General features: G+C 72.3%; 19 protein-coding genes, 1 tRNA gene and 1 pseudogene. 18 read left to right on the top strand and 3 right to left on the bottom strand.

All coding sequences use genetic code 11. The annotated features are described in order from the left end of the window. Nucleotides 1-87 precede the first annotated feature (87 nt). The 7 genes from rsmI (at nt 88) to VMI11_13385 (ending at nt 6,941) form a co-directional block, all read left to right on the top strand. Nucleotides 88-936 (top strand): 16S rRNA (cytidine(1402)-2'-O)-methyltransferase, encoded by an 849-nt coding sequence (rsmI, locus tag VMI11_13415; GenBank protein HTY73403.1) that lies wholly within the window; start codon nt 88-90, stop codon nt 934-936. Nucleotides 937-945: 9 nt separating this feature from the next. After that, nucleotides 946-2,547, top strand: a complete 1,602-nt coding sequence (gene metG, locus VMI11_13410; GenBank protein ID HTY73402.1) for a methionine--tRNA ligase — start codon at nt 946-948, stop codon at nt 2,545-2,547. Beyond that, nucleotides 2,544-3,014 (top strand): DinB family protein, encoded by a 471-nt coding sequence (locus VMI11_13405; protein ID HTY73401.1) that lies wholly within the window; start codon nt 2,544-2,546, stop codon nt 3,012-3,014. Before metG ends, VMI11_13405 begins: the two co-directional genes overlap by 4 nt. Continuing rightward, entirely contained in the window at nt 3,011-3,889 is an 879-nt protein-coding gene (locus tag VMI11_13400; GenBank protein ID HTY73400.1) for a TatD family hydrolase, read from the top strand. Before VMI11_13405 ends, VMI11_13400 begins: the two co-directional genes overlap by 4 nt. Nucleotides 3,890-4,108: 219 nt before the next feature. Next, nucleotides 4,109-5,122, top strand: coding sequence for a transglycosylase family protein (locus VMI11_13395; GenBank protein HTY73399.1), 1,014 nt, complete (start codon nt 4,109-4,111; stop codon nt 5,120-5,122). Further along, the gene (gene rsmA, locus VMI11_13390; GenBank protein ID HTY73398.1) at nt 5,119-5,988 is read left to right on the top strand and encodes a 16S rRNA (adenine(1518)-N(6)/adenine(1519)-N(6))-dimethyltransferase RsmA; all 870 of its coding nucleotides are present in this window, start codon (nt 5,119-5,121) and stop codon (nt 5,986-5,988) included. Before VMI11_13395 ends, rsmA begins: the two co-directional genes overlap by 4 nt. Before the next feature lie 11 nt (nt 5,989-5,999). Beyond that, nucleotides 6,000-6,941, top strand: coding sequence for a 4-(cytidine 5'-diphospho)-2-C-methyl-D-erythritol kinase (locus VMI11_13385; protein HTY73397.1), 942 nt, complete (start codon nt 6,000-6,002; stop codon nt 6,939-6,941). A gap of 84 nt (nt 6,942-7,025) precedes the next feature. Here VMI11_13385 and VMI11_13380 read toward each other — a convergent pair whose 3' ends face one another. After that, nucleotides 7,026-7,568 (bottom strand): MarR family transcriptional regulator, encoded by a 543-nt coding sequence (locus tag VMI11_13380; protein HTY73396.1) that lies wholly within the window; start codon nt 7,566-7,568, stop codon nt 7,026-7,028. A 229-nt stretch (nt 7,569-7,797) separates the two neighbouring features. Between VMI11_13380 and VMI11_13375 the strand changes: the two genes are divergently transcribed. Then, nucleotides 7,798-8,586 (top strand): trans-aconitate 2-methyltransferase, encoded by a 789-nt coding sequence (locus VMI11_13375; GenBank protein HTY73395.1) that lies wholly within the window; start codon nt 7,798-7,800, stop codon nt 8,584-8,586. Between the two features lie 4 nt (nt 8,587-8,590). Here the strand turns inward: VMI11_13375 and VMI11_13370 are convergent, their stop codons facing one another. Both VMI11_13370 and VMI11_13365 read right to left on the bottom strand, forming a co-directional pair. Next, nucleotides 8,591-9,184 (bottom strand): TetR/AcrR family transcriptional regulator, encoded by a 594-nt coding sequence (locus tag VMI11_13370; protein ID HTY73394.1) that lies wholly within the window; start codon nt 9,182-9,184, stop codon nt 8,591-8,593. Between the two features lie 77 nt (nt 9,185-9,261). Next, nucleotides 9,262-10,188 carry an acyl-CoA desaturase gene (locus VMI11_13365; GenBank protein ID HTY73393.1) on the bottom strand — a complete coding sequence of 309 codons (927 nt, stop codon included), beginning with the start codon at nt 10,186-10,188 and terminating at the stop codon, nt 9,262-9,264. A gap of 508 nt (nt 10,189-10,696) precedes the next feature. On the opposite strand from VMI11_13365, the gene VMI11_13360 reads away from it, so the two are divergent. From VMI11_13360 to VMI11_13315, 10 genes and pseudogenes are all read left to right on the top strand, one after another. Beyond that, on the top strand, nt 10,697-10,849 hold the full coding sequence (locus tag VMI11_13360; GenBank protein ID HTY73392.1) for a hypothetical protein: 153 nt from the start codon (nt 10,697-10,699) through the stop codon (nt 10,847-10,849). 44 nt (nt 10,850-10,893) lie between these two features. After that, nucleotides 10,894-11,157 carry a hypothetical protein gene (locus VMI11_13355; protein ID HTY73391.1) on the top strand — a complete coding sequence of 88 codons (264 nt, stop codon included), beginning with the start codon at nt 10,894-10,896 and terminating at the stop codon, nt 11,155-11,157. Then, nucleotides 11,143-11,216 (top strand) — tRNA-Gln (locus tag VMI11_13350). Before VMI11_13355 ends, VMI11_13350 begins: the two co-directional genes overlap by 15 nt. Nucleotides 11,217-11,327: 111 nt before the next feature. Then, nucleotides 11,328-12,836 (top strand): bifunctional UDP-N-acetylglucosamine diphosphorylase/glucosamine-1-phosphate N-acetyltransferase GlmU, encoded by a 1,509-nt coding sequence (gene glmU, locus VMI11_13345; GenBank protein HTY73390.1) that lies wholly within the window; start codon nt 11,328-11,330, stop codon nt 12,834-12,836. Further along, nucleotides 12,833-13,810 (top strand): ribose-phosphate diphosphokinase, encoded by a 978-nt coding sequence (locus VMI11_13340; GenBank protein ID HTY73389.1) that lies wholly within the window; start codon nt 12,833-12,835, stop codon nt 13,808-13,810. The genes glmU and VMI11_13340 overlap by 4 nt, the downstream gene beginning before the upstream one ends. A gap of 277 nt (nt 13,811-14,087) precedes the next feature. Next, complete coding sequence (locus VMI11_13335) at nt 14,088-14,708, top strand: 50S ribosomal protein L25/general stress protein Ctc (GenBank protein HTY73388.1); 621 nt, start codon at nt 14,088-14,090, stop codon at nt 14,706-14,708. Further along, entirely contained in the window at nt 14,705-15,274 is a 570-nt protein-coding gene (pth, locus tag VMI11_13330; protein ID HTY73387.1) for an aminoacyl-tRNA hydrolase, read from the top strand. The genes VMI11_13335 and pth overlap by 4 nt, the downstream gene beginning before the upstream one ends. A 343-nt stretch (nt 15,275-15,617) precedes the next feature. Then, a complete protein-coding gene (gene mfd / locus VMI11_13325; GenBank protein ID HTY73386.1) occupies nt 15,618-19,199 on the top strand; it encodes a transcription-repair coupling factor in 3,582 nt (1,193 codons plus the stop codon). Next, on the top strand, nt 19,196-19,891 hold the full coding sequence (locus VMI11_13320; GenBank protein HTY73385.1) for a hypothetical protein: 696 nt from the start codon (nt 19,196-19,198) through the stop codon (nt 19,889-19,891). Before mfd ends, VMI11_13320 begins: the two co-directional genes overlap by 4 nt. Nucleotides 19,892-19,911: 20 nt before the next feature. Continuing rightward, a pseudogene (locus VMI11_13315) lies at nt 19,912-20,293 on the top strand (MazG family protein).

The raw sequence follows: 20,293 nt of genomic DNA, 5'->3' as shown, positions 1-20,293 counted from the left end.
GGCCACAGCGCCACGACTCGGCCCGGCATCGCGGCGCTGCCCGGGTCCGGGGCGCTGCCGGGGTCCGGGGCGTGGTAGGCACGGGGGATGGCTGGACTGCTGGTGCTGGCCGCGACACCACTCGGTGACCCGGCCGACGCCTCCCCGCGGCTGCGCGAGGAGCTCGCGCGGGCCGACGTCGTCGCGGCCGAGGACACCCGACGGCTACGGCGCCTCGCCCGGGACCTCGGGGTCACGATCGGGGGCCGGGTCGTGTCCTTCTTCGAGGGCAACGAGCAGGCGCGTACGCCCTCCCTCGTCCAGGCGCTCCTGGACGGGGAACGGGTGCTGGTCGTCACCGACTCCGGCATGCCCTCGGTCTCCGACCCCGGCTACCGGCTGGTCGCCGCCGCGGTCGCGCACGACGTACGGGTCACCGCCGTCCCGGGGCCGTCGGCGGCGCTCACCGCCCTAGCGGTCTCCGGGCTGCCGGTGGACCGTTTCTGCTTCGAGGGTTTCCTGCCGCGCAGGGCCGGCGAACGCGACCGCGCCCTCCACTCGCTGGCCACCGAGTCCAGGACGCTGGTCTTCTTCGAGGCACCGCACCGGCTCGCGGAGTCCCTGGACGCGATGGCGCGAGCCTTCGGCGAGCAGCGCCCGGCGGCGGTCTGCCGGGAACTGACCAAGACCTACGAGGAGATCCGCCGCGGACCGCTTGCCGAGCTGGCAGCGTGGGCGGCGGCGGGCGTTCGTGGTGAGGTCACCGTCGTGGTCGGCGGCGCCGCCGCCGCGACGACGTACGACGACGCGGCGCTGGCGCAGATGGTGGCCGAGCAGGTGCGGGAGGGCAGGTCCCGCAAGGACGCGGTCGCCGAGGTGGCCGCGGACACCGGGGTGCCGCGCAACCGCGTCTACGCCGCGTCCGTCGCGACGAAACCGGCTGGCGGGGCTGGATAACCTGACCTAGTGAAGGCCTTCTACCTGACGACGCCGATCTACTACGTCAACGACGCCCCGCACATCGGGCACGCGTACACGACGGTGGCCGGCGACGTCCTGACCCGATGGCATCGCCAGCGCGGCGAGGACGTGTGGTTCCTCACCGGGACCGACGAGCACGGGGAGAAGGTGCTGCGCACGGCGGAGGCCAACGGCGAGACCCCGCAGGCGTGGGCCGACCGGCTGGTGGACACCGCGTGGCGGCCGCTGTGGCGCGACCTTGGGATCGCCAACGACGACTTCATCCGTACCACCGAGCCCCGCCACGTCGAGCGCGTCCAGACCTTCCTGCAGGGGCTGTACGACGAGGGCGAGATCTACCAGGGCGACTACGAGGGGCCGTACTGCATCCACTGCGAGGAGTTCAAGCTCCCGGGCGACCTCGTGGAGGGCGAAGGCGAGTTCGCCGGCCAGCTCGTGTGCGCGATCCATCGCCGTCCCGTCGAGCAGCTGTCCGAGACGAACTGGTTCTTCCGGCTCTCGCGCTACGCCGACGCGCTGCTCGACCACTACGCGGCTCACCCGGAAGCGGTCGAGCCGGCGAGTGCGCGCAACGAGGTGCTGTCGTTCATCCGTCAGGGCCTCGAGGACCTGTCCATCTCGCGATCGAGCTTCGACTGGGGCATCCCGGTTCCGTGGGACCCGACGCAGGTCGTCTACGTGTGGTTCGACGCGCTGCTCAACTACGCCACGGCAGTGGGACTCGACGACCCCGAGGGCAGCCCCGGCGCGGAGAAGTTCGCCTCCACGTTCCCCGCCGACGTCCATCTCGTCGGCAAGGACATCCTCCGCTTTCATGCCGTCATCTGGCCCGCGATGCTGCTCGCCGCCGGACTTCCCTTGCCCCGCAAGGTGTTCGCCCACGGTTGGCTGCTCGTCGGCGGCGAGAAGATGAGCAAGTCCAAGCTCACCGGGATCGCACCGTCGCAGATCACCGACCACTTCGGGGTCGATGCGTTCCGGTGGTACTTCCTGCGCGCGATCCAGTTCGGGCAGGACGGGTCCTTCTCGTGGGAGGACATGAGCGCGCGCTACACCGCCGAACTGGCGAACGGGCTCGGCAACCTCGCGTCGCGGGTCACCGCCATGACCGACCGCTACTTCGACGGCGTGCTCCCCGAGGCTGTCGATCCCACGCCAGCCGAGGTCGATGTCTCCGACGCCGCGGCCCGTGCGGCGTCGGAAGCCGATGCGCGCTTCCTCGTGCTCGACTTCGCGGGCGGGATCGCCGCCGTCGGAGACCTGGTGACCACGTTGAACGGCTATCTCACGGCGCAGGAACCCTGGAAGCTGGCGAAGGAGATCGCCGACCCCGTCGTACGTGCTCGCGTCGGCACCATCCTCGCCACCGCCGCCGAGGGTCTGCGTGTCGTCGCCGTCCTGCACCACGCGACGATGCCGACCGCGTCGCAGCGGTTGTGGTCGATGCTCGGGGCGCAGGAGGTGCTCGGGGACCTCGCGGACCAGCGGGTCCAGGACGCCGGTCGCTGGGGGCAGCTGAGTGCGGGAGCACGGCTCGCCAAGGGCGCCGCGCTGTTCCCGCGGCTCGACGAGGAGTCCGCACCATGAACGACCGAGAGGACCTGCTCGCTCGCTACGCCGACGGTGTCGCGCAGGTTCGTGCTGCTCTGGCGGGCGCGTCGGCCGAGGACATGGATCGGGCAGCGGCCGGGGAGTGGTCGGCGCGCCAGGTGGTGCACCACCTCGCCGACAGCGAGACGAACAGCTACCTGCGGCTGCGCCGACTGATCGCCGACGAGGGCACGCCGCAGATCCAGGGATACGACGAGGCCGGATGGGCGGTCCGGCTGCACTACGCCGATCGTCCCGTCGACGCGGCGCTCGGCGTGTTCTCGGCGGTGCGGGCCGCGTCTCTCGAGATCCTGCGTTCGCTGGCTGACGACATCGACTGGGAGCGGGCCGGCCTGCACTCGGAGTCCGGCGCCTACACCATCGACGACTGGTTGCGCATCTACGCCGACCACGCACACGACCACGCCGACCAGATCCGTCGTGCTCGGCAGGGTCTCGCATGACGGCTGAGCCCGTTCGGCAGCGGCGGGACGGCTCTCGCGACCAGACCTATCCCGAGCTGCCGGAACCGTTGCCTCGCGAGGTCGTCGACTCGCACTGCCATCTCGACATCGGGGACGGCGAGACATGGCTCGACGTCGAGGAGGCGTTGCGCCGCGCGAGGTCCGTCGGTGTGCGCGGCATCGTGCAGGTCGGCTGCGACCTGCCCAGCTCGCGATGGTCGGTGCGCGCGGCGACGACGTACGAGCACATCGTGGCGACCGTCGCGCTGCATCCGAACGAAGCGCCGCAGATGTACGCCGAGCACGGTCGTAGCGCCCTCGAGCAGGCATGGGAGGAGATCGACCATCTCGCGTCCGACCCGTGCGTGCGCGCCATCGGCGAGACCGGGCTGGACCACTTCCGCACTCCGCCGGACGGGCGCCCGATCCAGGAGGAGTCGTTTCGCCGGCACATCGAGATGGCCAAACGCCACGGCAAGCCGGTGATGATTCACGACCGCGACGCGCATGACGACGTGGTGCGTGTTCTGGACTCCGAGGGCGCGCCGGACCGCGTCGTCTTCCACTGCTTCTCGGGCGGTCCGGAGCTGGCCCGCATCTGCGCCGACCGCGGGTGGGTGATGTCGTTCGCGGGGACGGTGACCTTCCGCAACGCGCAGCAGGTACGTGACGCACTCGTCGTCGCGCCGCTGGACCTGGTCGTCGTGGAGACCGATGCGCCCTTCCTCGCGCCCACGCCCTATCGAGGTCGGCCCAACGCCTCGTACCTGATCCCGCACACGTTGCGCGCCATGGCGGAGGTCAAGGGCGTCTCCGTCGAGGATCTCGCCGGCGCTGTCGACGCGACCACCACGCGCACCTTCGGTCACATCTGAACCATCCGTCCCGTGGTGGCACACAGAATCGCGTGACGAAGTCCACAGAATCCTCTGATCGGGTGGTACGCCCATCGGCCGGTGGACTAGGTTCGGCCGGAGTCGTCGGCCGGGGTCGGGAACCACCCCGGTGACCGTGCGGACCCGATCCACCACTGCGTGGCGCCCGATCGTGGCAGTCACCACCGCGCGTCGTGAACGGGTCCTCGGTCACCTCCCGTGCCCGGACCCTGCGAGGTCTGGAGCCTGATGCACGCGCATGTACGTCCGCACGAGACGCGGGGCAGAGCCGGCGGTGTCGCCGGGCTCGCGACTCGCGCTCTCGTCGTCACCGCCCTCGTGGGCGGGACGGCGGCGTACCTGCACGCGGGCACCGACTCCGCGTCGCACCGACGCGCGGCCGGGCCGTACTCCGCGGCAGCGCTGCACGAGGCGGCGCCGTATTCGGGCTCGGCCACCGTGACGGCGTACTCGGCCTCGAGCGACCTGGCCACCTCGCAGCCCAGCCTGGCCGGCGAGCATCTGGTGGCCCGCACGCTCGCCCTCGCCTCGACCTCGACCCGCCCGGCGAACCTCGTCCACGTCTTCCACGACGGGCAGGCCACGTCACTGATGACCACTGCGAACACCGTCAGCGGTGCACTGGCACAGGCGGACGTCACCGTCGGGGCCCACGACCTCGTCCGCCCGGGAGAGTCCGCGACGACGCGGTCGGGCATGAACATCCACGTCGTCCGCGTGACCTATGTGGTCCAGCACGCACGAGTCACCGTCGCCCACCAGGTCATCCGGCGGGCCGACCCGAAGATGGCCAAGGGCAAGACAAAGCTCGTGCGATCCGGTCGCAACGGCATCGTCGCGTACACCTATCGGGTCGTGCTCCATGACGGCAAGGTGTACCGCAAGACGGTGCTGCACCGGACCACCGTCCGCGGCGCTCTCGCCAGCATCGTGCGATACGGCACCAAGCGCACCGTGCGCCATCGTTCCGTCGACTCCCTGAACTGGCACGCGCTCGCGGTGTGCGAGTCCGGTGACAACCCGCGCGCCGTCGGCGGCGGCGGCGACTACTTCGGCCTCTATCAGTTCTCGGTCGGCACCTGGCACTCCGTCGGCGGGACGGGCAACCCGCGCGATGCGTCGCGTGCCGAGCAGACCAAGCGGGCCAAGCTGCTCTACCAGCGCCGGGGAACCTCCCCCTGGCCGGTCTGCGGTTCCCAGCTCTACACGTGAGCGAGGTCTCACCGGCGGCGGGTTCCCCGCTGCTCGGTGCCTCCGACGTCCGCGCGATCGCAGCACGACTCGGTCTTCGCCCGGCCAAGCAGCTCGGGCAGAACTTCGTCATCGACGCCAACACCGTGCGGCGCATCGTGCGTACCGCCGAGCTCGGTCCGGACGACGTCGTCCTCGAAGTGGGGCCCGGTCTGGGCTCGCTGACCCTCGGCCTGCTCGAGGTCGCCCGCCGAGTGGTCGCCGTCGAGGTGGACCCCGTGCTCGCGTCGGCCCTGCCCGACACCGTCGGGTCTCGCGCGCCGGCGCTGCTGCCCCGCCTCACGGTGCTGACCGAGGACGCGTTGCGCCTGCAGGGCGTACCGGATGACCAGCCGAGCGCGCTCGTCGCGAACCTGCCGTACAACGTCGCCGTGCCGGTCCTGCTCCACCTGTGGGAGCTGCTGCCGAGCCTTCGGCGGACCCTGGTCATGGTCCAGGCCGAGGTCGCCGCGCGACTGGCGGCGGAACCCGGCAGCCGCACGTACGGCGTCCCGTCCGTCAAGGCGCGCTGGTACGGCGAGGTCCGCCGGTCCGGCGCCGTCGGCCGCAGCGTCTTCTGGCCGGCGCCGCGCGTCGACTCGGGGCTGGTCGCCGTCCACCACCGTCCGCCGCCGGCGACGAGAGCAAGCCGGGAGGAGGTCTTCGCGGTCGTGGACGCCGCCTTCGCGCAGCGGCGCAAGAGCCTGCGCGCCGCCCTGGCCGGCTGGGCCGGCTCGGCGGAGGCCGCGGAGCGGCTGCTGCGCCAGGCGGGCATCGACCCCGGCCTGCGCGGCGAACGGCTGAGCCTCGAGCAGTTCACGTCGCTCGCCGAGGCTCGGCTGACCTAGGGTCTCGATCAGTGTCCAGCAACCTCGGGTCGATCCACGCCGCCCACCGTCGTGCGGTGACGGCGCGCAGCCCGGCCAAGGTCAACCTGCAGCTGTCGGTCGGCGCCAGACGTCCCGACGGCTACCACAACCTCGTGACCGTCTTCCACGCCGTCGGCCTCTACGACGAGGTGGTGGCCAGCCCGGGATCGGGCCGGGTGAGCGTCTCGCTGTCCGGGATCAGCGACGGCGACGTCCCGCTCGGCGACGACAACCTCGCGGTGCGAGCCGCGCTCGCCCTCGCTGAGGCCACCGGCGTCGACGCCGACGTGCACCTCGAGCTGCGCAAGACGATCCCGGTGGCCGGGGGGATGGCCGGCGGCTCGGCCGACGCCGCCGCCGCGCTGCTCGCGTGCGACGCGCTGTGGGGGACCCACCTCGAGCGCCACGAGCTGATGGCCCTGGCGGCGGGGCTCGGTGCCGACGTACCGTTCGCGCTCCTCGGCGGGACCGCGGTCGGGCTCGGCACGGGCACCCGGCTCACCTCCGCCCTCGCGCGGGGACGGTTCCACTGGGTGCTCGCCTTCGCCGAGCACGGGCTGTCCACGGCGGAGGTGTACGCCGAGTACGACCGGCTGGCCGCCATCGGGCTGGAGCCGGAGGTCTCTGACGCGCTCATGTCGGCGTTGCGCGCGGGCGACGCCGTGGCCCTCGGGCGCTCCCTGTCCAACGACCTGCAGCGGGCCGCGGTCTCCCTGCGGCCGCGGCTGCGGCTGACCCTCGACGTGGGCGAGGAGTACGGCGCGCTGGGCGCCATCGTGTCCGGCTCCGGCCCCACGTGCGCCTTCCTGGCCCGTGACGAGGAGCACGCCCTGGATCTCGCGGTCGCCCTGACGGCGGCCGACGTCTGCCGCGCAGTCGCCCGCGCCGACGGGCCGGTGGCCGGCGCCCGCGTCGTGGAGGACACCGGCTGACGCCGTGCCGAGGTCGGGCCGAGGCCACGCTCGACGCCGTGCTGATGCCGGCTGGCGTTGGTTGATGTCCGGCTCGGCGTGGGTTCAGCTGCCCGCTGAGTCCACCGGGGCGCGGGTGGCCTCGAAGGGGTGCACCAGGTCGCGCAGGAGGTCGGCCAGCCGGTCCCGGTCGGCCGGCTCGAGGACCTCCAGGATGCTGCGCTCGTGCGTCAGCAGGTCGGCCAGGGCGGCGTCGACCCGCGCCTTTCCGGCGGGGGTGAGCCGGACCCGGACGCCGCGGCCGTCGCTCGGGTCGGGGAGGCGCTCGACCAGCCCACCGGCCTGCAGCCGGTCGATGCGGTTGGTCATGGTGCCCGAGGTCACGAGGGTCCGGTCGACGAGCTGGCCGGGCGAGAGCACGTACGGCGGCCCGGCGCGCCGTAGCGCGGCCAGGACGTCGAACTCCCAGGCCTCGAGGTCGTGCGCGCCGAAGGCCGCGCGCCGGGCACGGTCGAGGTGCTTGGCCAGGCGGCTGATCCGGCTCAGCACCCGCAGCGGCGAGACGTCCAGGTCGGGGCGCTCCCGTTGCCACGCCTCGACGAGGCGGTCGACCTCGTCCCGCGCGTCCCGCCCGGACTGCTCCTGCACGCCGGTGAGCCTAGTCACGAGCGGTCTCTCGACGTCGAGATAGTTCCCGTCACCCGGGGGATCGTTGCAATGAACGCGGCGTTCTTGCAGACCTATTGGAAGAACGCCGCGTTCATTCGGAAGAGTCGGTGGAGTAGGGCGCGGCGGGGGGCGGGCGCGGCAGGCGGCAGGCGGCAGGGGGCGGGCGCGGCAGGCGGCGGGGGAGCGGAGGGAAACGGAGGCGGAGGCCATGCGGTGGGACCCGGAGCACTACCTGCGGTACGGCGCGGAGCGGGCGCGGCCCTTCCGCGACCTGCTCGCGCGGGTGGGCGCCGATGACCCGCAGTGGGTCGTCGACCTCGGGTGCGGGCCAGGCAACCTCACCGCCGAGCTCGCGCAGCGCTGGCCGGGGGCCATGGTGACCGGCGTCGACAGCTCGCCCGACATGGTGGCCGCAGCGCAGGAGCACGCGATCGACGCCCGCCTTGAGTTCGTGCTCGCCGACGTCCGCAGCTGGGCGTCGGAACGAGCGGTCGACGTCGCGGTGGCCAACGCGCTGCTGCAGTGGGTGCCCGGGCACCTCGAGCTGCTCGGCCGGCTGGTGGACGCCCTCTCCCCGCGCGGCTGGCTGGCGATCCAGGTGCCGGCGAACTTCGCCTCGCCGTCGCACACGGCGATCGCCGAGGTACGAGCGCAGCCACGCTGGCGCGAGCGCCTGGGGCAGGAGGCGGCCCGTGAACCGGCGGTCGCGACACCGGAGGACTACCTCGAGCGGCTGGCCGGCCTCGGCTGCGACGTGGACGCCTGGGAGACCACGTACCTGCACGTGCTGCAGGGACGGGACGCGGTCCTCGAGTGGGTCCGCGGCACCGCGCTGCGGCCGGTCCTGTCGGTGCTCGACGCGCAGGAGGCCGCCGAGTTCGAGGCGGACCTGGCGCCACGTCTGCGGACCGCGTACCCGCAGCGCGCGTACGGGACCGTGCTGCCCTTCCGGCGCCTCTTCGCCGTCGCCCGCCGACGGGCCGACGGCACGGGCTGACGGGTCAGGAACGCGGGATCTGGGGCTTGGCCTCGAGGTGCGACAGACCGTTCCACGCGAGGTTGACCAGATGCGCGGCCACCTCGGCCTTCTTCGGCTTGCGGGTGTCCAGCCACCACTGGCCGGTGAGCGCGACCATGCCGACGAGGGCCTGCGAGTACAGCGGCGCCAGCTTCTGGTCGAAGTTCCGGGTCTTGAACTCGGTCGCCAGCAGGTGCTCGACCTGGGAGGCGATGTCGCTGATCAGGCTGGCGAAGGTTCCGGTCGAGGAGCCGACCCCGCTGTCGCGGACCAGGATGCGAAAGCCGTCCGGGTCCGCGTCGATGTAGTCGAGCAGCGCCATCGCCGCCTGCTCGAGCAGCTCTCGCGGATGCCCCCCCGTGAGGGCACCAGTGACGCCGTCGAGCAGGCGCTGCATCTCGCGGTCCACGACCACGGCGTACAGGCCTTCCTTGCCTCCGAAGTGCTCGTAGACGACCGGCTTGGAGACGCCGGCCTTGCTGGCGATCTCCTCGACCGAGGTGCCTTCGAGCCCCTTCTGCGCGAACAGCTTGCGCCCGACCTCGACCAACTGCGCCCGACGCTCGTTCCCGGACATCCGCCCGCGCGGGATCGGCACCGGCTCACGGCGTGGTTCGACCGGCGCGTCGTGCGGGCCCTCGTCGAGCGGTTCGGTCACGTGGTCGCGCGGCGTGCCTCGAGGCGCTCCGGCTTGGGCCAGCGGACGTCATAGGCCCAGCCGAACTTCTCGCAGGCCTGGATCATGCGCGCGCTGATGTCGATCTCGCCCCGCTGGACGCCGTGGCGGGCCGCGGTGGGGTCCGCGTGGTGCATGTTGTGCCACGACTCCCCGAAGGACGGGAGGGCCAGCCACTTGACGTTGCCGGAACGGTCGCGGGAGTTGAACGGGTGCGTGCCGTAGACGTGGCAGATGGAGTTGACCGACCACGTCACGTGGTGCAGCAGCGCGATCCGTACCAGCCCGGCCCAGAAGAACGCGGTGAGCGCGCCGACCCACGACCAGGTCACCAGGCCGCCGATGACGGCCGGGGCGAGGGTCGAGAAGGCCACGATCCACGGGAAGTTGCGGGAGATCCGGACGATGTCCTTGTCCTTGAGCAGGTCAGGGGCGTACTTCGCGCGGCTGGTCTGCTCGACGTCGAAGAGCCACCCGACGTGCGCGTAGTAGAGGCCCTTGGTGAGCGCCCAGAACGACTCGCCGTAGCGCCAGGGGGAGTGCGGGTCGCCCTCTCGGTCGCTGTGCGCGTGGTGCTTGCGGTGGTCGGCGACCCAGCGGATGACCGGACCCTCGATCGCCATCGAGCCGGCGATCGCCAGCGCGATGCGCAGCGGACGCTTGGCCTTGAACGCCCCGTGGGTGAAGTGGCGGTGGAACCCGACGGTGATGCCCGCGCCGGACACGACGTAGAACACGAACGCGAGGATGAGGTCGGTCCACCCGATTCCCCATCCCCAGGCGACCGGGATCGCGGCGAGCAGGGCGAGGAAGGGCACGACGACGAAGCCGACCAGCGCGACCTGCTCCCAGGCGTGCTTTCGCTCGGTGGTCGGGACGCCGCTGGAGGCGTTGTTCTCGCGCAGGCGTTCGACGTCGCTGGGGGTGTCGACGTCGGCGGTTGCGACATCGAGCTCGACGGGCGTCGGAGGCGTCACGGTGGACCTTCCGGTCGGGGCGCTCACAGCGCCGGGATGGCTACGCAACCGTAACCTACGCAACCGTAGGTCCGCAAGGTGCGCGAGGGTTCCTGTCGGTGGTCCGCGCCACGGTCCTGGCTGAGCCACCGCTCAGCACGGGGGAGGCCCCCATGACCGTACGCCGCCCAGCGCAGGAGCGTGAGCAGGCGCTGCGCCTGCGCCGCTCCGGCTACTCGATCCCGGAGATCGCCGCTGAGCTCGGCATCGCCCGCTCGACGGCCTGGACCTGGGTCCACGACCTGCCGCTCGCCCGACCTCGACGTACCGGCGGCCCTGGCGCGCCGTCCTCTCGTGTCATGTCCCGGCGCGAGTGGCTGCGTCAACAGACGACGTTGACGGCCGCCCGAGAGTTGGCCTGGATGACCGACCCAGGGCGCTGCTTGCCCTCGGAGCCATGGCGTACTGGTGCGAGGGTGGCAAGGACAAGCCGTACGACCGCCGCGAGCAGGTGCAGTTCACCAACTCGGATGTGCTCGTCCTGGCTGCCTTTCTCGCCTGGCTCGACCTGCTCGAGGTTCCGCGAAGCCGGCGCCGTTACCACACCTGACGATTCACGAGACCGCCGACGCCGAGGCCGCGTTGGCGTTCTGGGTGCGGCAGCTCGACCTCGACCCCGCCGCCTGCTACCGCACCACGATCAAGCGGCACAACGCCAAGACGAACCGCCGTCGGGTCGATGAGTCTTCCCGGGGTGTGCTGTCGGTGTCCGTGCTGGACGCGCGTGAGCTGTGCCAGAAGATCGAGCGCTGGGCGTTCGCTGCGCTCGAGAGCCTGCGTCGCGCGCCGGGGATGCCAGATGGCGCACCGATAGCCTTGGGTCCGCCGGAACTGTCCGGCCAATCCGCCGTGGGGTAAGCAGGTAGCCCACCAGCCTTTGAAGCTCGGAGGTCCTGGATCGAGGCCAGGCGGCGGAGCGGACCCCCCGCGGGGATGACTCCGGCCCTCGGCAGGGGGGTGAACGGCAGGTAGCCTGACGGCCAACGTCCGCGACCGACCCCGCCCGACCCTCGACGCCGAGGAGCCGCGTGAGCCCCAGCCGACCGGCCGCCGTCATCGTCCTCGCTGCCGGCGAGGGCACGCGGATGCGCTCGCGTACGCCGAAGGTGCTGCACGAGGTCGGTGGGCGTTCCCTGCTCGGTCACGTCCTCGCGGCGGCCGCCGCCTTGGCCCCGGAGCACCTCGTCGTCGTGGTCGGCCACGAGCGCGAGCTCGTCGCGGAGCACGTACGCGCCGTCGCGCCCGCGGCGCGCACCGTCGTCCAGCACGAGCAGCTGGGGACCGGCCACGCCGTGGCGGTGGCCCTGGCGGCCCTGCCCCCGTTGGAGGGCACGGTCGTCGTCACCACGGGCGACACGCCGCTGCTGACCGGGGAGACGCTGGTGGGTCTCGTCGAGCAGCACGTCGAGGCGGGCGCGTCCGCCACCGTCCTGACCGCCGAGCTCGCCGACCCGGCGGACCTCGGGCGGATCCTGCGCGACAAGGAGGGCCGCGTGCGCGGGATCGTCGAAGTCGCCGACGCGACCCCGGAGCAGCTGTCGATCCCCGAGGTCAACAGCGGGATCTACGCCTTCGACTGCACGGCGCTGGCCGGCGCGCTGCAGCGGCTGACGACCGACAACGTCCAGGGCGAGGAGTACCTCACCGACGTCATCGACGTCCTCGAGGCCGACGGCCGGGTCGTGGGCGCCTGCGTTGCCGACGACCCAGTGGAGGTGATCGGCGTCAACGACCGGGTCCAGCTCGCCACCGCGGGCGCGGTCCTGCGCGAGCGCACGGTCGAGTCGTGGCAGCGGGAGGGCGTGACCGTCGTCGACCCGGCGAGCACCTGGATCGACCCGGACGTGGTCCTGGAGCCCGACGTCGTCCTGCACCCGAACGTCCAGCTGCACGGTCGCACGGTCATCCGGTCCGGGGCGCAGGTGGGGCCGGACGTGACGCTCGTCGACACCGTCGTGGGGGAGGACGCCACCGTCGTGCGAGCCGAGTGCCATCAGAGCGAGATCGGCCCGCGGGCCAACGTCGGCCCCTTCACCTACCTGCGTCCGGGCAGCCGTCTCGAGGCCGGTGCGAAGGCGGGGGCCTACGTGGAGATCAAGAACTCGATCGTCGGCGAGGGCTCGAAGGTGCCCCACCTGTCCTACGTCGGCGACGCGGTCATCGGCGAGGGCACGAACATCGGCGCCGCCACCGTGTTCGTCAACTTCGACGGCCTGGCCAAGCACGCGAGCGTGGTCGGGGACCACGTACGTATCGGCAGCGACACCATGCTCATCGCGCCCGTGACGGTGGGGGACGGCGCCTACACCGCGGCGGGCTCCGTGATCGACAAGGACGTGCCGCCGGGGGCGATGGCGGTCGCCAGGGGCCGTCAGCGCAACGTCGAGGGGTGGGTCGGGCGCAAGCGACCGGGTACGGCGTCGGCGGAGGCCGCCGCCCGCGCGGAGGCCCGCGCGGCTGGCGAGGCCGCACACACCGAGGCGGCACAATCGACGTCCCAGAGGCCGACCATCGAGCGCGAGGGGCAGGGGGCGTGACCGGCATCAAGAACCCCACGGAGAAGACGCTCAAGCTCTTCAGTGGCCGCGCTCACCCTGAGCTCGCCCACGAGGTGGCCGAGCATCTCGGCGTGGACATCGTGCCGACGGCGGCGTACGACTTCGCCAACGGCGAGATCTTCGTCCGCTTCGAGGAGTCGGTCCGCGGCAGCGACGCCTTCGTGATCCAGTCGCACACGGCGGACATCAACAAGTGGATCATGGAGCACCTGATCATGGTCGACGCGCTGAAGCGCGCCTCGGCCAAGCGGATCACCGTGGTGATCCCCTTCTATGGGTACGCCCGCCAGGACAAGAAGCACCGCGGGCGGGAGCCGATCTCCGCCCGGCTGCTCGCGGACCTGTTCCAGGCGGCCGGCGCCCACCGGCTGATGACGGTGGACCTGCACACCAGCCAGATCCAGGGCTTCTTCGACGGGCCGGTGGACCACCTGTTCGCCCTGCCCCTGCTGGCCCAGCATGTCGGCTCGCGCGTCGACCGGGCCCGGCTGACCATCGTCTCGCCGGACGCCGGGCGGGTGCGCGTCGCGGAGCGCTGGACCGACACCCTCAACGCCCCGCTGGCGATCATCCACAAGCGGCGTGACCCCACCATCGCCAACGAGGTGAAGGTCCACGAGGTCGTCGGGGCCGTGGCCGGACGGACCTGCGTCCTGGTCGACGACATGATCGACACGGCCGGGACCATCATCAAGGCGGCGGACGCGTTGTTCGACAACGGCGCCGCCGAGGTCATGGTCGCCGCCACCCACGCCGTGCTGTCCGGGCCCGCGGTGGACCGGCTCAAGAACTCCCGCATCGGCGAGGTCGTGGTCACCAACACGCTGCCGATCCCCGAGGAGCGCCGCTTCGACAAGCTGACGGTGCTCTCGATCGCCCCGCTGATCGCCCGTGCCATCCGTGAGGTCTTCGACGACGGCTCGGTCACCAGCCTCTTCGACGGCAACGCCTGACCAGCTCACCCCTCGTCCTCTGCCCCCCTTTTCTTTGAATGAACGCGGCGTTGTTGCATACCTAGCGCCACAACGCCGCGTTCATTCCAAAGACAGGGGCGGGCGGCGGGAGGTGGGCGGTTTGGGGGCGCGGCAGGGGTCCCGTATCCTCAGGGGCGCCCCGGCGAGGGAGGGCGGCGCCGCAGCGTCGCGACTTCGTGATCGACGCGGTCGTCAGTGGACGCTGTCGCCGTACGCCGCGCGGCGCACGTACCGCCTGACGACAGGAGCGACCCCGATGCCCGAGTTCCGTATCGCCGCCGAGTCCCGCACCGAGTTCGGCAAGGGCGCGGCCCGACGGCTGCGGCGCGGCTCGAAGGTGCCCGCCGTGCTGTACGGCCACGGGAACGCCACCACCCACGTCTCCCTCCCCGAGCACGACCTCATGCTGGCCCTCAAGCACCCCAACGTCCTCCTCGAGCTCGACCTCGAGTCGGGCAAGCAGCTCGCGCTGCCCAAGGCGGTCCAGCGCGACCCGGTCCGGCTCACCCTCGAGCACGTCGACCTCGTCATCGTCACGCGCGGTGAGCGGGTCAGCGTCGAGGTGCCGCTGCGCGTCACCGGGACCCCCGGGTCGGGCGGCATCCTCGACCTCGCCCACACGACGATCAACGTCGAGGCGTCGGCCACCGCGATCCCGAGCGAGATCGTCGTCGACCTCGACCGCGCCGAGCCCGGCACCGCGGTCCACGCGGGCGACCTGGCGCTGTCGGACGGCGTCACGCTCCTCCTGGACCCGGAGACCCTCGTCGTCCACGTCCTCGCGCCGCAGGCGGAGGTCGTCGAGGCTGAGGTGAGCGAGGGCGCCGAGGGCGAGGCGGAGACCCCGGCCGAGGCGGCGACGGCCGAGGAGGCCTGACCCTGGACCCCTGGCTGGTCGTCGGTCTCGGCAACCCCGGGCCGGAGTACGTCGCCAACCGGCACAACGTCGGGCATCTCGTGCTGGATGTCCTCGCCGAACGCCTCGGCGGGTGCTTCAAGGCGCACAAGGGCCGGGCCGAGGTGCTCGAGGGTCGCATCGCGGGCCAGCGGGTCGTCCTCGCGAAGCCGCGCTCGTACATGAACGAGTCCGGCGGGCCCGTCGTCGCCGTACGCGACTTCTTCAAGGTCCCCGCCGAGCAGATCATCGTCGTCCACGACGAGCTCGACCTCGACTACGGCGTGCTGCGGCTCAAGCGGGGCGGCGGGGACAACGGCCACAACGGGCTGCGCTCGCTCACCCGCGCGCTCGGGCCCGACTACCTGCGGGTGCGGTTCGGGATCGGTCGTCCGCCGGGCCGGCAGGACCCCGCGGTGTACGTGCTGCGCGACTTCAGCGCCGCCGAGGCCAAGGACCTCGACGTGCACCTCGAGCGAGCCGCGGACGCGGTCGAGGCATTGATCGAGCAGGGCCTCGAGGCCGCCCAGAACGCCTTCAACGGCTGACCCGCCGTCGCTGCCCCGTGTCAGGCGCTTCGCAAAGGCGCCTTGTCAGAACGCATGACAAGGGCACCGGGCGGCTCCCGTTATCCGGCACCTCGCCAAGGCCGCGTGCGTGAACGGCTGACACGGGGCGCCGCCTAGGCTGGGAACGCGAGCCCTTCGGACGTACGGGGTTCCTCGGACGTCCCAGGTCCTCGGACGTACGGGGTCTCCTCGGACGTGTCCGGCTCCCCGGACGTGCGGGTGCGTCGGACGTACGGGGTCTCCTCGGACGACGTGATCCCCGGCCGCGACCGCGGGTGGCTCGTGATCGCTGGACGCAACCATGGTGGAAGGACCTCCTCTCATGCCGCTGGCCGGACTGCTGGACCTCGTCCGGCGCGACGCCGCCGTGGCGGAGATGCTGCGCGGGGCGGGGCGGCTGCCATCGCTGGAGGTCGTGGCCCCACCTGCCCTTCGCCCCGCCCTGGCCGCGCTGCTCGCCGCCGACCCGCCCAGCGGCGCCGGGCGGCCGGTGCTGCTCGTGACGGCAACCGGTCGAGAGGCGGAGGACACCGCCGCCGCGCTGCGCTGCTTCCTCGCGCCGGATGAGGTGGCGGACTTCCCGGCCTGGGAGACCTTGCCCCACGAGCGCCTCTCGCCCCGGGCCGACACCGTCGGCCGCCGGCTCGCCGTGCTGCGCCGGCTCGCGCACCCCGACCCGAGCGACCCGACGACAGGTCCGCTGCGCGTCGTCGTCGCCCCGGTGCGCTCGGTCCTCCAGCCGCTCGTCCCCGGCCTCGGCGACCTCCGTCCGGTCGGCCTGCGGCCCGGCGACGAGGCGCCGTTGGGCGAGGTGGTCGAGGCACTCGCGGCGGCGGCGTACACCCGGGTCGACCTCGTCGAGCGGCGCGGTGAGTTCGCGGTCCGCGGCGGGATCCTCGACGTGTTCCCGCCGACCGAGGAGCACCCGGTCCGGGTCGAGTTCTGGGGCGACGTGGTCGAGGAGGTCCGCTGGTTCAAGGTCGCCGACCAGCGCAGCCTCGAGGTCGCCCCGCACGGTCTCTGGGCGCCGCCGTGCCGGGAGCTGCTGCTGACCCCCGAGGTACGTGCTCGCGCCAAGGCGCTCGCTGCCGAGCACCCAAGCGTGGCCGACGTCCTCGAGCAGCTCGCCGAGGGCATCGCGGTGGAAGGCATGGAGAGCCTCGCCCCGGTGCTCGTCGACGGCCTCGAGCTGCTCGTCGACCGCCTGCCCGCGGGCGCCCACGTCGTGGTCGCCGACCCGGAGCGGGTCCGGACCCGCGCCCACGACCTCGTGGCCACGAGCGAGGAGTTCCTCGCCGCCTCCTGGGCGGCGGCCGCGGTCGGGGGCGAGACGCCGCTGGACCTCGGGGCGGCCGCGTTCCGCACCCTCACCGACGTCCGCGCCCACGCCCTCGCCGTCGGGGTTCCCTGGTGGACGGTCACTCCGTTCGGCCTCGACGAGGAGACGGCGCCCACCGACGCGCTCGTCGCGGCTTTCCGGGCCGCCGAGGCCTACCGCGGAGACACCTCGCGCGCGCTGGCCGACGTACGCGCCGCCCTGCGCGAGGGCTGGACCGTGGCCCTGGTCACCGAGGGCCACGGTCCCGCCCAGCGGCTGGCCGAACGCCTCGCCGACGCCGACGTCCCCGCCCGGCTCGAGGTCGACGTGCCCTCCGACGTCGAGCCCGGCGTCGCGATCGTGACGACGGGCGAGCTCGACCACGGCTTCTCCCACGACGGGCTCAGGCTGCTCGTCCTCACCGAGGCCGACCTCGTCGGGCAGACCACGTCCACCAAGGACATGCGGCGCATGCCCTCGCGGCGGCGCAACGTCGTCGACCCCCTCCAGCTGCGCGCCGGTGACTACGTCGTCCACGAGCAGCACGGCGTCGGCCGCTACGTCGAGATGGTCCAGCGCACGGTGCAGGGCGCCACCAGGGAGTACCTCGTCATCGAGTACGCCCCCTCGAAGCGCGGCCAGCCCGGAGATCGGCTGTACGTCCCGAGCGACTCCCTCGACCAGGTCACGCGTTACGTCGGCGGCGAGGCCCCGGCCCTGCACCGCCTCGGCGGCGGGGACTGGGCCAAGGCGAAGGGGCGCGCGCGCAAGGCGGTCAAGGAGATCGCCGGCGAGCTGATCCGGCTCTACAGCGCGCGCATGGCCGCCCCCGGCTACGCCTTCGGCCCCGACACCCCCTGGCAGCGAGAGCTGGAGGACGCCTTCCCGTACGTCGAGACGCCGGACCAGCTCTCCACCATCGAGGAGGTCAAGGCGGACATGGAGCGGCCGGCCCCGATGGACCGGATCGTCTGCGGCGACGTGGGCTACGGCAAGACCGAGATCGCCGTACGGGCCGCCTTCAAGGCCGTGCAGGACGGCAAGCAGGTCGCCGTCCTCGTCCCGACCACGCTGCTCGTGCAGCAGCACGTGGAGACCTTCGGGGAGCGGTATGCGAACTTCCCGGTGACGGTCGCGGCGCTGTCCCGCTTCCAGACCGACAAGGAGGCCGAGGAGGTCCTCACCGGCCTGGCGTCAGGGGCCGTCGACGTCGTGATCGGCACCCATCGCCTGCTCGGGACCGGCGTGACGTTCAAGGACCTCGGCCTGGTCGTCGTCGACGAGGAGCAACGGTTCGGGGTCGAGCACAAGGAGCACCTCAAGGCGCTGCGCACCCACGTGGACGTCCTGACCATGTCGGCCACGCCGATCCCGCGGACGCTGGAGATGGCGGTGACCGGCATCCGGGAGATGTCGACGATCACGACGCCGCCGGAGGAACGGCATCCCGTCCTCACCTACGTCGGCGCCTACGACGACCGGCAGATCACGGCGGCCATCCGGCGCGAGCTGCTGCGCGAGGGTCAGGTCTTCTACATCCACAACCGGGTCGAGTCCATCGAGCGGGCTGCGGCGAGGCTGCGCGACCTCGTGCCCGAGGCGCGCATCCAGGTGGCCCACGGCCAGATGAACGAGGACCTCCTGGAACGCGTGATCGTCGGCTTCTGGGAGAAGGAGTTCGACGTCCTCGTCTGCACCACGATCATCGAGTCCGGCATCGACATCGCCAACGCCAACACCCTCGTCGTCGAGCGTGCCGACACCTTCGGCCTGTCCCAGCTGCACCAGCTGCGCGGACGGGTGGGGCGCGGGCGCGAACGCGCGTACGCGTACTTCCTCTACCCGCCCGAGAAGCCGATGACGGAGACCGCCCACGAGCGGCTGGCCACCATCGCGCAGAACACCGAGCTCGGGGCGGGCATGCGCGTGGCGATGAAGGACCTGGAGATCCGGGGCGCGGGGAACCTCCTGGGCGGCGAGCAGTCCGGCCACATCGCCGACGTCGGCTTCGACCTGTACGTCCGCCTGGTCGGCGAGGCGGTCGCGGAGTACCGCGGCGAGAAGGTCGAGGAGGTCGCGGACGTGCGGGTCGAGCTGCCCGTCGACGCCCACGTGCCGCACGACTACGTCCCCGGCGAGCGGCTGCGGCTCGAGGCCTACCAGCGCATCGCGGGCATCACCAAGGACGAGGACGTCGTGGCGGTCCGCGAGGAGCTGCTGGACCGCTACGGCCCGCTGCCGCGTCCGGTCGAGAACCTCCTCGAGGTCGCCCGCTTCCGGGCACGCGCTCGCCAGGCGGGGCTGGCCGAGGTCACGGTGCAGGGCACCAGCGTGCGCTTCGCCCCGGTCGAGCTGCCCGACTCGGCCCGGGTCCGGCTGACGCGGCTCTACCCGGGGAGCGTGGTCAAGCCGGCGGTCCGTACGATCCTCCTGCCGCGACCGGCGACCGCCCGCGTCGCGGGTACGCCGCTGCGCGACACCGAACTGCTGGACTGGGCAAGGGAGGTCATCGACACCGTGATCTCCCCCGCATCGACCGCCGCCGCCGATCCGCCGCCCGCCCAGGACAGGAAGGGAACCGAGTGAACAAGCGCCTCACGGTCGCCGTCGCCGCGCTGACCCTGCCGCTCCTGCTCTCCGCCTGCAAGCCCGGCCAGGCCGGCGCCGCCGCCTTCGTCGGCCAGGCCCGCCTGTCCGAGTCGCAGGTGCAGGCCGACACCAAGGAGACCCTGCAGGCGATGGGCGGCGCCGCCCCCGAGAACACCGACTCCGGGACGATCATGGATCGCAACGTCGAGCGGTTCATCCACCACGAGCTGCTCGTCGCCGCGGCGGCTCGGGAGGGCATCACGGTCTCCCAGGGCGAGATCGCCACGCTCATCTCCCAGACCGTGGGCACCAGCGGGCTGGCCGAGCTCCAGCAGGAGGCCGCCCAGCAGGCGTCCATCCCGCCGAGCGCGTTGAACCAGTACGCCGGTGACGTCCTGCTCGAGCGCAAGCTGACCGCCAAGCTCGCCCCCGGCCAGTCCCAGGCCCAGCAGGAGCAGGTGCTGCAGGCCTACTTCGTCAAGCTGGGCAAGGAGCTCGGAGTCACCGTCAGCCCCCGCTACGGCGTGTGGGACCCGGCCAACCTCCAGCTGTTGCCGGTGGTCAACGACCTGAGCCTGCCCGCCGGCTCGGCCGTGCCCGGGGCGTCACCGGAGTCGTCGAGCTCGAGCAGCCCGGGTACGTCGAACCCGGCGCCGTCCACCCCGGCCGCCTCGCCCGCGGCGTCGTGACGCCCGAGCCGGCCCCCCGGGGGGCTCGGTTGCTCGACCTCGTCGCGGTCATGGACCGCCTGCGCTCGCCGGGCGGCTGTCCCTGGGACGCCGCCCAGACACACGCCTCGCTGGTGACCTACCTGCTCGAGGAGGCGTACGAGACCGTCGAGGCGATCGAGGGCGGTGACGACGCCGCACTCCGCGAGGAGCTCGGCGACCTGCTGCTGCAGGTCGTCTTCCACGCGCGGCTCGCCGAGGAGCACGACCCGTCGTGGGACATCGACGACGTCGCCGGCGGGATCGTCGACAAGCTGATCGCCCGGCACCCCCACGTCTTCGGTGACGCCACCGCCGACTCCGCCGCCCACGTCGAGGCGCGCTGGGACGAGCTGAAGCGGGTCGAGAAGGGCCGTACGTCCG

This window comes from Actinomycetes bacterium, from assembly GCA_035506535.1.
Taxonomy (GTDB): Bacteria; Actinomycetota; Actinomycetes; order DATJPE01; family DATJPE01; genus DATJPE01.
The sequence above is the reverse complement of the archived record's forward strand: the minus strand, read 5'-3'. Positions and strand labels throughout refer to the sequence as shown.

Excerpts from the sequence above, each read along its gene's own strand:
- rsmI (HTY73403.1), top strand. The coding sequence starts at position 88 with ATGGCTGGACTGCTGGTGCTGGCCGCGACACCACTCGGTGACCCGGCC.
- mfd (HTY73386.1), top strand. The coding sequence starts at position 15,618 with ATGCCGCTGGCCGGACTGCTGGACCTCGTCCGGCGCGACGCCGCCGTG.
- VMI11_13400 (HTY73400.1), top strand. The coding sequence starts at position 3,011 with ATGACGGCTGAGCCCGTTCGGCAGCGGCGGGACGGCTCTCGCGACCAG.
- VMI11_13370 (HTY73394.1), bottom strand. The coding sequence starts at position 9,184 with ATGTCCGGGAACGAGCGTCGGGCGCAGTTGGTCGAGGTCGGGCGCAAG.
- VMI11_13360 (HTY73392.1), top strand. The coding sequence starts at position 10,697 with ATGGCGTACTGGTGCGAGGGTGGCAAGGACAAGCCGTACGACCGCCGC.
- VMI11_13375 (HTY73395.1), top strand. The coding sequence starts at position 7,798 with ATGCGGTGGGACCCGGAGCACTACCTGCGGTACGGCGCGGAGCGGGCG.
- VMI11_13405 (HTY73401.1), top strand. The coding sequence starts at position 2,544 with ATGAACGACCGAGAGGACCTGCTCGCTCGCTACGCCGACGGTGTCGCG.
- VMI11_13335 (HTY73388.1), top strand. The coding sequence starts at position 14,088 with ATGCCCGAGTTCCGTATCGCCGCCGAGTCCCGCACCGAGTTCGGCAAG.